Origin of the sequence: Nocardia aurantia (assembly GCF_009604425.1) — a bacterium.
Classification (GTDB): domain Bacteria; phylum Actinomycetota; class Actinomycetes; order Mycobacteriales; family Mycobacteriaceae; genus Nocardia; species Nocardia aurantia.
This window is the reverse complement of record NZ_WEGI01000008.1, coordinates 394,690-407,149: the sequence shown is the minus strand read 5'-3', so window position 1 is coordinate 407,149 and position 12,460 is coordinate 394,690. Positions and strand designations below refer to the sequence as shown.

The window sequence follows — 12,460 nt, the reverse complement described above, 5'->3', positions numbered from 1 at the left end:
GGCGGCGAAAAGCCATCGGCCGGCACGGATTCCGTGCCGGCCGATCAGGTTTGCGGGGCTGAGACCGACTCAGGCCAGCAGCTGCGCCACGATGCCGAAACGGTCGGGCAGCACCGAGTATTCGACGATCCGGCCGTCCCGGAACCGGATGGTGCTGATGCTGACGCCGGTGAACCGGCGACCGGCCCCAGAATCGGGCACGCCGAACAGCTCACCGCGCTGCACCCCGTCGATGGTCCAGTAGGCGACGACCCGGTCCTCCTCGGCGATCAGATCGTCCACGGTGGCGGTCACACCCTCGACATTGTCGCGCAGCCAGGTGATGTGCTCGACGAAACCCTGGCGGCCCACCACACCGGCGGCCGGGTTGGCGGTGTCACGGCCGTCGTCGGCGATGATCTCGTCGAGCACCTCGAGCCTGCCCTGCGACACCACCTCCTCGTAGAACCGGCGCGTGGCGGCCTTGTTGATCTCGACAGCGGACGTCGTCATGATGTGTCTCCTCGAATAGACCTGGAACAGTGCGAATTTCGGTCGGACAGCGCGTGTCAGAAGCCCTGGCCGGGCAGCGGCAGGATGCCCAGATTGGCGTCCAGGCCACCGTCGACGACCAGGGTGGTGCCGGTGATGTATCCGGCGGCGGGTGAGGCGAGGAACCAGACGGCCTCCGCCTGTTCGACGGGTTCGGCCAAGCGGCCCAACGGGATCCGGCGCTCGATCGCGGCCAGCACCCGGGGATCGCGATGCACCCCGGCGGTGATCCCGGTGCGGGTCAGGCCCGGTGCGAGCGCGTTGACCCGAACCCCCTCCGCCGCATGGTCGATCGCAAACGCCCGGACCAGATTGATCAGCGCGCCCTTGGCGGCGTTGTAGGCCCAGTTGCCCGGGTCGCCGCGCAGACCGGCGACCGACGCCGTGACGACCACCGAGCCACGGGTCTGCCGCAACGCCGGGATCGCCGCGCGCAGACCGTGAATCGGCCCGCGCAGGTTCACTCCGAAGATCCGGTCCGCGCGCTCCACGGCGCCGGGCGCCTCCAGCGGGAGAGTCCCGCCGATGCCGGCGTTCAGCACCAGGGTGTCGACGCGGCCGAACAGGTCCAGGGCCGTGCGGACGGCGGCCAGGTTGACCGGCTCGGTGGCCACGTCGCCGACGAGAGTCACCTGCCCACCGGTCAATTCGGCGAGTCCACGCTCGTCGACGTCGACGGCGAGGACGTGATGCCCGCGCTCGGCGAACAGTTCGGCGGTGGCGCGGCCGATGCCGGAGGCCGCGCCGGTGACGATCGCGACCCGCTGGTCGGCGGTCGAGGTCATGGGGTTCCTTTCGCGAGGGCCGGCGCTGCTGCTCGCGGCACGGCGGCCAGCAGGCGGCGGGTGTATTCGTGCTGCGGATCGGCGAAAACATCCGCGGTGGAGCCGGTTTCGACGATGCGGCCGTGCCGGATCACGGCGATCCGGGTGCACAGGCGGCGCACCACGGCCAGGTCGTGCGAGATGAACAGCAGGGCAGCGCCGCTGTGGTCCCGGACCTGCTCGAACAGGCCCAGGATCTGTGCCTGGATGGTGATGTCCAGCGCCGAGACCGGTTCGTCGGCGACGATCAGCTCGGGCGCCACGGCCAGCGCCCGCGCGATGGCCACCCGCTGGCGCTGGCCGCCCGACAGCTGCGCCGGTCGCCGGTCCCGCACCGACGGATCCAGTCCGACCTCGTGCAGCAGGGCGTCGATACGGTCGGATCGTGCTGCGCGAGAAAGCTTTCCGTCCAGCGCCGCGCCGATGATCGCCGCCGTCGGCTGCCGGGGGTCGAAGGCGCCGGCCGGATCCTGGTCGACGAGCTGTATCCGGCGCCGCAGCGGCCGGCGGTCCCGTTCGCGCAGCCGGGACCACGGTTGCCCGTCCAGCAGCACCTCACCCGCGTCGGGCGCCTGGTGGGCCAGGGCCAGCCGGGCGAGAGTGCTCTTGCCGGAACCGGATTCACCCACGATCCCGAGGCTCTCGCCGGGCCGCAGCGCGAGCGACACCGCGTCGAGTGCCCGGTTGCGGCTGCCGTCGGGCAGTCGATAGTGCCGCGTGACCTCCCGGAACTCCAGCAGCGGAACCCGATCCGGCGTCGGGGCCGCCGCCGGGACCGCACGGACCGGCGCCGCTAGTTCGATCCGCTCGCCCGGATGCACGCAGCGCACGGTCCGCCCGTCCGGCAGCGGCACCGGCTCGGGCAGTCGCGCGCGGCAGTCCGCGTCGGCCAGCGGACAGCGCGACGCGTACGGGCAGCCGCCGGCGGCCGGTGGCGCCCAGCGCCGGGTGCCGGCCGCCGCGATCGGGCCGTCGATTCGTGGTGTGGCCGCGAGCAGTTCGGCCGTGTAGGGATGCGCCGGTGCGGCGAAGATCGCCGCCGCCGGCCCCCGCTCCACCACCAGGCCCGCGTACATGACCGCGATGTCGTCGGCGGATTCGGCCACCACCGCGAGATCGTGGCTGATCAGCAGCACCGCGGTGCCCGCCGCCCGCAGTTCCCGCAACAGCGCCAGGATCTGCTGCTGGACAACGACATCGAGCGCCGTGGTCGGCTCGTCCGCGATCAGCAGTTCGGGCTCGGCAGCGATGGCCGAGGCGATCAGCGCGCGCTGGCGCAGGCCGCCGGACAGTTCGTGCGGGTACTGGTGCCAGCGGCGGTCCGGGTCGGGGATGCCGGCCCGGCGCAGCAGACCGAACACGGCCTCGTCGAGTGCGGCGCCGGTGGACAGCCGATGGATCTCCAGCGGTTCCGCGACCTCGTAACCGATGCGGCGCAACGGATCCAGTGAGGACAGCGCGTCCTGCAGCACGAAACCGACGCGGCGGCCGCGGATGCGCCGCCACTGCGCGGGCGTCGCCCGCCGCAGATCCGTTCCGCCGAGCGTAAGAGTCCGGGCCCGCACCTCGGCTCGCGACCCGGCCAGGCCCAGCAGGGCGCGCGCGGTCACGCTCTTGCCGGATCCCGATTCGCCGACGATCGCCAGACAGCCCCCGGCTGCCAGGTCCAGATCCACCGACACCACCGCGCGGGTGTCGCCGAAATCGACCGACAGCCCACGCACTTCGAGCAGGCGGTCACTCATCGAGCGCTCCGCCGACCCGCGCGCGCAGGGCGCGGCCCAGCACGCTGATCGCCATCACGGTCACCGTCACCGCCAGCCCCGGGAACAGCGCCAGCGTCCACGCGGCGCCCAGGTAGTTCCGGGACTGCGCCAGCATCGCGCCCCACTCCGGCGTGCCCGAATCCGGGCCGAGGCCCAGGAAACTCAGCGACGAACCGATGATGATCGCGGTCCCGATGTTGATCACCACCAGAACTCCCAAGGGCAGCAACACATTCGGCACGATGTGCCGCCGGGTCACCCGCCAGGGCGCGGTGCCCAGATCCAGGGCCGCACGGACGTAAGCGAATTGGCGGACCAGATGGGTGCGGATCCGGACCAGGCGCGCGAAACCCGGTGTCAGGGCGATGCTGATGGCGAGCACCACATTGCCGGTCCCCGGACCCAGCACCGCCACCACCAGCAACGCCATCAGAATGGTGGGGAACGCGAGCAGGACGTCGGCGGCACGCATGGCGATCCGATCGGCCAGCCGGCCACCCAGCGCCGCGGCCAATCCCCACAGCGTGCCCGCCACCGTCGAGCACACCGTCGACCCGAGACCGACCAGCAGCGAGGCCCGCGCGCCGTACACCACGCGTGCGTACTCGTCGCGCCCGAGCCAATCGGTGCCGAACGGATGCGCCGCGCTCGGTGCCCGCAGCGCCACACCGGGATCGATCGACTCCGGTGAACCCGCGAGCAATCCCGGTGCGAGCACCGCCGTCGCGACCACGAGCAGGGTCAGCCCGGCCAGTACCCGCCCCGAGCGTATCCGGATCGGCCGGGCACGCGGCACGCCCGCCGCGGTCGCGGTCATCGGACCGCCGCCCGGATGCGCGGGTCGAGGATCCGATAGAGCTGATCGAGCACGATCGCGATCAGCGCGAAGGTCGCCGCGGTGAGCACCACGATCCCGGTCACCACCGGATAGTCGCGGCCGCGCACCGCGGTGACCAGCACCTGGCCCACGCCCTGTCGCGCGAAGACGGTCTCGACGACGACCACCCCGCCGAGCAGATTGCCCAGCATCCATCCGGACAGCGTCAGCACCGGCGCCGCGGCGTGCCGCAGGGCGTGCCGTAGCCGCACCCGCGGTTCGGAGGCCCCGCGGGCGCGCACGGTCAACGCGAACGGCTGGTCCAGCGCCTCCTCGAGTCCGTCGCGGGTCACCTGGGACAGCACCCCGGCGACCGCGACGGCGAGGGTCAGCCACGGCAGCACCGAACCGCGCAGCCCCGGCTCACCGATCACCGGGAACCAGCGCCAGTGGAACGAGAACAGCGCCAGCAGTACGAATCCCACCCAATAGGTCGGCATCGACAGGGCCGCGAACTCCGCGGTGCGGGCCACCGCCCGCGCCCGGCGCCGCTGTGCGGTGGTCACGGCGACGGTCACCGACAGCGCCAGCCCCAGCAACAGCCCGCCGACGGCGAGTGTCGTTGTGGGCCAGAGCTGTTCGGCGATGACGGACCGCACCGGCCGATGCAGCTGATAGGACGTGCCGAGATCACCGTGCAGCAGTCGGCCGAGATACCGGCCGTACTGCACGTACACCGGTGCGTCGAAACCGTATTCGCGGCGGATCTGCGCGAGCACCTGCGGCGAACCGGTCGCCGCCACACCCCCGGCGACGGCGCGCGCCGGATCACCCGGAATCGCTTGCAGCCCAGCGAAAGTGAGCGTCGCCGCAGCCCAGATCACCAGGACCGCCGAGGCCACCCGTCCGGCCAGCCAGCGCAACGGTTCCGGAATCCGGCTCATTTCGACAGCCAGGCGTCGTAGAACCGTGGATAGGTCTGGACGTCGAAGGACAGGTCGTGCACGGATTTCGCCACTCCGGTCAGGCTCACCGGGGTGTAGATCGGGATGATGTACGCCTGTTTCAGCACCTCGTGCTGCACGGCCGCGTAGTTCGCGGCGGCGCGGTGCGGGTCGGTGGTGGCCGCCGCGTCGGTGACCTGCGCGTCGAGTTGCGGTGAGGTGACCAGCGCGACGTTGCCGCCCGCCTTCGCGTAGGTGTTGGCCGAGAAGAACGCGAAACGCAGCACATCCGGTGTCGGACGGGCGAAGCTGACATCGACGAGGTCGTATCCGCCGCCGATCAGATATTTGTCGATGTACGTGCCGGTGTCGACGGTCGGCCGCTGGATATCGATGCCGACGGCACGGGCCTGCGCCCGGATCCCGTCCGCGACGACGTCGCGCTGCTCCCGGGTGCCGTCCGGCCAGTAGGGCCAGACGAGCGACAACCGCACGCCGTCCTTGAGCCGGATGCCGTCGGAGTCCGTGCGATTCCACCCCGCCCGGTCGAGCAGCCGCTTCGCGTTCTCCGGGTCGTAGCCGGTCAGATCGGCGCGCGCCGAGGCATCGTAATCGGCGGTGACCTTGCTGATCGGGTTGTCCGCGACCGGGTATCGGCCGAAGTAGATGTTGTTCACCAGCTTCGCGACATCCACCGCGGCGGTCAGTGCCCGGCGCACCTCCGGATCGGCCAGCGGCCCCCGCGACTGGTTGAGGTAGACGTTGTAGTTCAGGCCGGGCGTCTCGTCGGAACGCAGGGTGAAGTCGGCGCGACCGGCGAGATCGCCGGCCGAGACCGGCGGCACGCCCGCGATCGCCTGCACCTGGCCGCTGGTCAGCGCACCGTAACGGGTCGCGTCCTCATTGATGAACCGGAAGACCAGGGTGCGCAATCGCGCGGGCCCGGAATGCGCGGCGCCGGGCGGCGGCGAATCGTATCCGTCGAATCGGGTCAGTGTTTCACTGCGCCCCTGATCCCATTGATCGAAGGCGAACGGTCCCGTACCGACCGGACGGTAATTCGCGGCTCCCAGCGCCGCGGGACTCTGAATTCCCAGACTCGGCGTCGACAATGCCTGCAGAAATGGCGCGAACGGCTGCTTCAGAACGATTTCCACGGTATGCGGATCGATGATCCGGGTCTGCTGATAAGCACTGATCAGCGAGGCCGCGTACGCGGACTTGGTCTTGGGTTCGACCACATGGTCCAGGCTGGCCCGCACGGCGTCGGCGGTGAACGGCGTGCCGTCGTGGAAGGTCACGCCCTCGCGCAGGGCGAACCGGTAGGTCAGGCCGTCGCCGGACACCGTCCACGACGACGCCAGCCAGGGACCGAAGGTGTCCGGCCCGGTCTGCGCCACCAGGGAATCGAAGATGTTGCGGTTGATCACGCTGGTCACCGCCGTCGCCGCGACCGCGGGATCCAGCGAGACCTGGGTGCCGGAGATCCCGTACACCAGAGTGCCGTCCTTCGCCTCTGCGTCGGCGGCGTGCGACCCCGACCCGGCGACCCCGGCGACGACACCCGCCACTACCACCACCGCGGCCACCGCGCCGGCGGCGATCCACGCGGCCCGGCGCCTGCGCGCACGGATACCCGGCCGGCCGGACGAACCGTCGGCCCCCTCGTGTGTAGACATTTCACCCGTTCGTCGAAGTGCGAGTGGAAATGGCCGACATCGAGCGCGCTCACCCGAAGTCAGAGCGCCGATCCGCCGACCACCAAGACTTCAACACACGAAATATGCCCGGTCATTATTTGAGATCGCCGTGAATTGAATTCTGCCGATTACATCCGGCGATCCGGATATATCGTGAATTCGAATCATAATTCCGCCCGAAATGCCGGCCCGGCCGTACGGACCTCTCGCGTAGCCGCCGAGGACCGGCCACCGTCAGGCCTCGGACCGGAGGTCGACGACGACCTTGCCGTGCACATGCCGTCCGGCCTGGAGTTCGGCCGCGCGGCGGATCTGCTCGATCGGGAAGCTCGCCGCGATCGGCACCCGGAGCCGGCCCGCCGCGACCAGACGGGCGATCTCGTCCAGGGCGCCGGGAGCGGCGTTCGCGCCGTTGGCGTTCGGCACGCCGTCGATCTGCGCGGCGATGGTACAGATCCGGCCGTCCGGGACACCGAGTTCTCTTGCGGCGTAAGCTGTCTCGGTCCCGTGCAGATCGACGGCGGCGGTGACGCCGCCGGGCGCGAGGGCCCGGACCCGGTCCGCCAGGCCGTCGCCGTAGGCGACCGGCTCGGCGCCGAGATCGCGCAGGAAATCCGCCGATGTCGCCGACCCCGTCCCGATCACGCGCGCTCCCGCGATCCGGGCCAGCTGGACGGCGAACACCCCGACGCCGCCCGCCGCGCCGCCGATCAGCACGGTGTCGTCCGCACTGAGGCCGACCACGGCGAGGGCGGCGGATGCCGTGCGCCCGGCGATCGCGAGGGTGGCGGCCGTCCGATCATCGACGTCGTCGGGGGTGTGGTGGGCCTCGTTCGCCGCGATCTCGCCGGCCGAGTCGACCACCACGAAATCGGCGACCGCGCGCGACAGGGCGCTCCCGAACACCCGATCGCCGGGCGCGAAGCCGGTCACCCCGTCCCCGGTCCGGTCGACCACTCCCGCGTAGTCGGTCCCGAACCCGGCCGGGAGGCTCAGGCCGAACCGGGCGGCGGTATCCGCGTCGGCGACCATGATCCAGTCCATCGGGTTCAGGCCCGCCGCGGTGACCCGCACCCGGATCTGTCCCGGACGCGCCGGCGGAACGGGAATCTCCTTGACGTCCAGGACTTCCGGGCCGCCGAACGAATCGAGCCGGACCGCCCGGCCGCTGTCCGCCGGCTGCTGATCACGCTGTTCCCGCATGTGCGTCTGTCTCCTCCGGGGCCGATGATGCGCATCGAAACGGACTATGCTCCGTTTACATGGACGACCGTAACACAAGCGGAGCGTGATCCGTTTTGACCGAGACGGAGGCCCGCGCGCCACGGGCGGACGCGGCCCGCAACCGCGACCAGTTGCTCGCGGTGGCGACCCGCGTGTTCGGGGCGGCCGACGGTGAGCCGTCGATGCGCGCGATCGCCCGCGAGGCCGGGGTCGGCATCGCCACGCTCTACCGGCACTTCCCGACCCGCGAGTCGCTGGTCGACGCGGTCTACCGGGACCAGGTCGGGCGGCTGACGACGGGAGCACACGACCTGCTCCGCCGACTGCCCCCGGCGGCGGCGATGCGGCGCTGGATGGATCTGTTCGGCGACTGGGTCGCGACCAAGAACGGCATGCTCGACACGTTGCTGGCGATGATCGAGTCGGGCGAGATCGCGCACGCGCGGACCAGGGCCGAACTGCTGGCGGCGATCACCACGATTCTCGACGCCGGCGGCGCGGCGGGCGATCTCCGCTCCGACATCACCGCCGAGGACATCGCCGCCGCCCTCCTCGGCATCTTCACCGTGGCCCCCCGGCCCGGACAGGAGGCCAAAGCCGGTCGCCTGCTGAACCTCCTGATGGACGGTCTGCGGGCCGGTGCGGGTCAGGTCGGCGGGGCCTGACCGGCGCCGAACGCCGCGACGATGAAATCCGTGATGGCCCTTTGCGATTCGGGCTCCGTCACGGCGGCCGGGCCGGTGAAACCGGCGCGGGTGAGGATCATGCCGGTGAAGGCCTCGGCGGCCATCGCCGGGTCCAGGGCGGCGGCGATCTCGCCGCGGAGCTGGGCGGAGCGGAAGACCTCCTCGACCACGGCCATACAGCGGTCGATCGAGTCGCGGCGGAACGCGGCGTAGATCGCCGGATAGTCCTGGGCCTCCTGGATGCAGCGTTGCAAAATGTCGATCCGGGGGCTGGTGAACACGGCGGCCACCGCGGGCACGAGAGCGAGCAGGTCGGTGCGCAGGGCGCCGGTGGCGGGGACGATCAGGCCGGCGGCGAGGGTGCCCAGGGCTTCCACCACGAGCTGATCCCGATCGGGCCAGCGGGCGTAGATGCCGCGCTTGTCGACGCCCGCCCGCGCGGCGACACTGTTGGTGGCGAAGCCGCCGATGCCGCGTTCGGCCAGTTCCTCGACGGCGGCCCGCAGGACCCGGGTATCGATCGACGGATCACGGCGGCGGCCACGCCGCGGCGTCGATGATCCCATTGCCAACTCCGAGTAATTGATGCACCATAGCAGTGCATTAATTGTGCCGTGGCCGATACCTCCGTGCGGCATCGGCGTGGAGATCAACTATGCCATCCGGGTGTTCGGATCGAAGATCATGAGGAGAACCTGATGCTGCAAGTGGGCGACGACGCACCCGAGTTCGAACTGAGCGACCAGAACGGCGAGACCGTGCGGCTGAGCGCGGTTCTCGAGAAGGGGCCGGTCGTGTTGTTCTTCTACCCCGCGGCGCTCAGCCCCGGATGCACCCGCGAGGCCTGCCACTTCCGCGACATCGTCGGCGAATTCGCCGAGCGGGGAGCCTCGATCCTGGGGATCAGCGCCGACGACGTGGCCAAGCAGAAGAAGTTCGACGACACGCATCGGCTCGGTTATCCGCTGCTGGCCGATACGGACGGAAACGTCGCTCGCGCTTACGGACTCAAGCGCCGGATCCCGGGGATCCCGGCCAAGCGCGGGACGTTCGTCATCGGAAGTGACCGGAAGATCCTCGCGGCCGTGCACAGCGAGCTGAACATGAACATCCACGCCGACGAGGCGCTCGGGGCGCTCGCCGGCTGACGTTCCCTAGGGCGTTCCGGTGACCGGAATATCCAGGGAGGCAGCGAAACTCGGCCAGGCGGCGTGCAGGTCGTCCTGCCAGTACGGCCACGAGTGGGTCCCCGCGGGCGCGAACAGGAAGGTCGCGGGGATGTTCAGCTGCGACATTCGCTGTTGCACACGGTGATTGGATTCACCGACCAACGTCTCCTCGGGGCCGCCGCCCTGGATGATCTGGTGGCCGAGCCGAACCGGGTCGTTACCGGCGGCGGCGGTGTCGTGTTTGCCGAGGGCGCCGTTGCCGGTGGCGAAGACCACGTTGACGCCGCGCAACTTCTCCAGATTCGCCGGCGTCGCGGGATTGTGGTCGGTCCACTCCGGGCCGCCGACCGGGCCCCACATGTTGTCCGGGTCGGCCTTGCCGAGCATCAGGACGCCCTGGACGGCGGCGGCACAGACCGGGTCGTCCAGATCGTTGCAGCCGCTGAAGGATCCGACGCTGCGGTAGCGGTCCGGCGCCGATTCCGCCAGTTGCAGAACGGATGTCGCGGACATCGACAGGCCGGCGATCGCGTTGCGGCCGGTCGCGCCGAACGCGGAGTCCAGGACGGGCGGCAGTTCCTCGGTCAGGAACGTCTGCCAGCGGTTGCGGCCGAGAACCGGGTCGTCGTCGCGCCAGTCGGTGTAGTAGCTGTAGGCGCCGTCGATCACGGTGACGACGTTGACGTGTTTGTCGGCGGTGAACGGGATCAGATCGGTGGTGGATTCCCAGGTCTTGACGCCGTGCGGGGTATCGCCGTCCTCGGCGCCGTCCAGCAGGTACAGCGTGGGGGCGGGAATGCCGGTGTCGGCGGGACGGATCACCTGCAACCGGATGGTGCGGTCCATCGCGGCGGAGCGGACCTCGAGGAGGTAACGGCGGTCGTCGACCGGGGTGACCCCGGTGAGGCGCGATCCGTCCGGGGCGGGACGGGCCTGCGGGAACTCGGTTTCGGCGGCGTTCGGGGAATCCGCGCTCGCGGTGCCGGTGGCGGTGGCGATCGTCGCCCCCGCGATGAGTGCCGCGGCGATCCGACGGCGTACTGCGAGTCGCGAACCCATGTCCGGCCTTCCCCTGAGCAGCTGTCACCCAGCGTGTTCGATCCCAACCACGGTCATCGATGGACTACCCACACCGCGGCGATGCACCCCTGACGGGCGCACGGGCATGCAACCGGTGCGCCGGGAGCGGGAGGTGGGACGCCGGTCCGCCGCCGGGGCTGTGACCGAGGACACGCCTTCGCGGGCCGGATCTCGCCGCCGGAGTCGGCCGCGTGCGAGGCGGCTTCGTCGCGTGCTTAACTCGATGAGCCGAGTAGGAGGCGATCATGACGGTTCTCGACGAGAGCGGGCGCACCGCGACCTTCCTGGACTCGCTCGCTCCGGCCACGCTCGGCGAGAACGAGTTCCGCGGCCTCGCACAGCCGGGCCCGCCGCGGCGGACCTACGGCGGCCGGATCGCGGCGCAGGCGCTGCTGGCCGCCGGATCGACGGTTCCGGCCGATCGGCCGGTCCACTCGGCCCAGACCAGTTTCCTGTTGCCCGGCAACACCACCCAGCCGATCGACTTCACCGTCGGCCGGACGCGTGACGGTGAGTCCTTCTCGACCCGCACCGTCGAGGCGGTCCAGGCCGGCCGGCTGATCTTCACGATGGCCGCCTCGTTCCACCGCCGGGAGACCGGGCTGAGCCATCAGGTCGCCACGCACGACGGCACCGACCCGGACCGGCTCCCCGATGTCACCGAGACGTTCGCCGGCGACGAGGCGAGTCTGCGCTGGGCCCGGACCCTGCGGGACACCATCGGCGCCGATCTGCGTTTCCCCAGGCTTCCGGTCCGGGTGTACGCGATGCGCGGGGAGACCACCCCGCCGCATCAGAGCATATGGCTGCGCACCACGAGCCCGGTTCCGGACGAGGAACCGGCGCAGGCCGCCGGGTTGCTGTATCTGAGTGACGTGCTGCTGCTCTCGACCGCGCTCGGACCGCACGGGCGCACCTTCCAGGACGCCGGTATCCAGTTCGCCACCCTCACCCATTCCGTGTGGTTCCACGCGCCGCTGCGAGTGGACGACTGGTTCCTGTACAACCAGAGCAGTCGCTGGTCCGGCGCCGCGCGAGCGCTGTGCCAGGGCGAGATGCTCGACCGCACCGGCCGGCTGTGCGCGACCGTCGCGCAGGAAGGCCTGGTCCGTACGCTCTGACCCGGGTCAGGCGGGCGTCGCGCGGTCCGCTTCCGGCGGGGTGGCGGACCGGGACGCCACGCGCGCGGCCGGGCGATGGGCGGCGAGGGTGGCCAGGGCGCGGGGGTACAGATCGCGCAGGGCGGCCGCGAGCGCCCGGGTGAAGATGCTGCGGTCGCGGCCGTACACGGTGAGGACCCCCGCGATCGTGCCGTCGGGCCGGGCCAGCGGCTGGCACAGCAGCGCCCCCACGCCCCAGCCGTGCAGTTCCTCGCAGCAGTCCCGCCAGCAGGAGGTCCGGTCCAGATCGGTGACCACGACCGGCGTGTGGTCGTCGGCGGCGTCCCGGGCCGGGCTGTGCAGATGCAGGAGCTGGGTTTCCTCGGCCATCCGGGCCTCGGGCGTACTGGCGGCGACGATGTCGAGGACGACGCCGTCGTGGGCGGACAGGCCGACCAGCGGGGCGCCGGGCAGTTCCCGGAAAACGGCAGCGATGTCCGGCGCCGCCATCGCGGCCGAATTCGAGGCGCTGAGACCGGACATGACGGACACCTCGGCTTTCACGTACTCCATGCGTTCTCCAACAGGAGTTACCTGTTGGCGATTGCCGGTAAACCTT

13 protein-coding genes are annotated in these 12,460 nt (G+C 70.7%); 3 read left to right on the top strand and 10 right to left on the bottom strand.

The window, feature by feature from the left end; translation table 11 throughout:
• Positions 1-69 precede the first annotated feature (69 nt).
• From NRB56_RS20010 to NRB56_RS19980, 7 genes are all read right to left on the bottom strand, one after another.
• Positions 70-492: an ester cyclase gene (locus tag NRB56_RS20010; protein ID WP_153344345.1), complete on the bottom strand. Its 423-nt coding sequence runs from the start codon at positions 490-492 to the stop codon at positions 70-72.
• Between the two features lie 56 nt (positions 493-548).
• Positions 549-1,316, bottom strand: a complete 768-nt coding sequence (locus tag NRB56_RS20005) for an SDR family NAD(P)-dependent oxidoreductase (protein WP_153344343.1) — start codon at positions 1,314-1,316, stop codon at positions 549-551.
• Positions 1,313-3,100, bottom strand: a complete 1,788-nt coding sequence (locus NRB56_RS20000; RefSeq protein ID WP_153344341.1) for a dipeptide ABC transporter ATP-binding protein — start codon at positions 3,098-3,100, stop codon at positions 1,313-1,315. Before NRB56_RS20000 ends, NRB56_RS20005 begins: the two co-directional genes overlap by 4 nt.
• Complete coding sequence (locus NRB56_RS19995; RefSeq protein WP_153344339.1) at positions 3,093-3,938, bottom strand: ABC transporter permease; 846 nt, start codon at positions 3,936-3,938, stop codon at positions 3,093-3,095. The genes NRB56_RS20000 and NRB56_RS19995 overlap by 8 nt, the downstream gene beginning before the upstream one ends.
• Positions 3,935-4,882, bottom strand: coding sequence for an ABC transporter permease (locus tag NRB56_RS19990; RefSeq protein ID WP_153344337.1), 948 nt, complete (start codon positions 4,880-4,882; stop codon positions 3,935-3,937). The genes NRB56_RS19995 and NRB56_RS19990 overlap by 4 nt, the downstream gene beginning before the upstream one ends.
• Positions 4,879-6,561 carry an ABC transporter substrate-binding protein gene (locus tag NRB56_RS19985; RefSeq protein ID WP_153344335.1) on the bottom strand — a complete coding sequence of 561 codons (1,683 nt, stop codon included), beginning with the start codon at positions 6,559-6,561 and terminating at the stop codon, positions 4,879-4,881. The genes NRB56_RS19990 and NRB56_RS19985 overlap by 4 nt, the downstream gene beginning before the upstream one ends.
• A gap of 255 nt (positions 6,562-6,816) precedes the next feature.
• The gene (locus NRB56_RS19980) at positions 6,817-7,785 is read right to left on the bottom strand and encodes an NADP-dependent oxidoreductase (protein ID WP_153344333.1); all 969 of its coding nucleotides are present in this window, start codon (positions 7,783-7,785) and stop codon (positions 6,817-6,819) included.
• A 95-nt stretch (positions 7,786-7,880) separates the two neighbouring features.
• On the opposite strand from NRB56_RS19980, the gene NRB56_RS19975 reads away from it, so the two are divergent.
• Positions 7,881-8,471: a TetR/AcrR family transcriptional regulator gene (locus tag NRB56_RS19975; RefSeq protein WP_153344331.1), complete on the top strand. Its 591-nt coding sequence runs from the start codon at positions 7,881-7,883 to the stop codon at positions 8,469-8,471.
• Here the strand turns inward: NRB56_RS19975 and NRB56_RS19970 are convergent.
• Entirely contained in the window at positions 8,453-9,058 is a 606-nt protein-coding gene (locus tag NRB56_RS19970; RefSeq protein ID WP_153344329.1) for a TetR/AcrR family transcriptional regulator, read from the bottom strand. The genes NRB56_RS19975 and NRB56_RS19970 overlap by 19 nt on opposite strands.
• A gap of 132 nt (positions 9,059-9,190) precedes the next feature.
• Here NRB56_RS19970 and NRB56_RS19965 point away from each other — a divergent pair, with 132 nt between their 5' ends.
• Positions 9,191-9,640 carry a peroxiredoxin gene (locus NRB56_RS19965; protein ID WP_153344326.1) on the top strand — a complete coding sequence of 150 codons (450 nt, stop codon included), beginning with the start codon at positions 9,191-9,193 and terminating at the stop codon, positions 9,638-9,640.
• A gap of 6 nt (positions 9,641-9,646) precedes the next feature.
• Here NRB56_RS19965 and NRB56_RS19960 read toward each other — a convergent pair whose 3' ends face one another.
• A complete protein-coding gene (locus tag NRB56_RS19960; protein WP_153344324.1) occupies positions 9,647-10,720 on the bottom strand; it encodes an alpha/beta hydrolase in 1,074 nt (357 codons plus the stop codon).
• Between the two features lie 266 nt (positions 10,721-10,986).
• Here NRB56_RS19960 and NRB56_RS19955 point away from each other — a divergent pair, with 266 nt between their 5' ends.
• Complete coding sequence (locus tag NRB56_RS19955) at positions 10,987-11,862, top strand: acyl-CoA thioesterase (protein ID WP_153344323.1); 876 nt, start codon at positions 10,987-10,989, stop codon at positions 11,860-11,862.
• 6 nt (positions 11,863-11,868) lie between these two features.
• Here NRB56_RS19955 and NRB56_RS19950 read toward each other — a convergent pair whose 3' ends face one another.
• Entirely contained in the window at positions 11,869-12,414 is a 546-nt protein-coding gene (locus NRB56_RS19950) for a GAF domain-containing protein (RefSeq protein ID WP_153344321.1), read from the bottom strand.
• Positions 12,415-12,460: the final 46 nt, after the last annotated feature.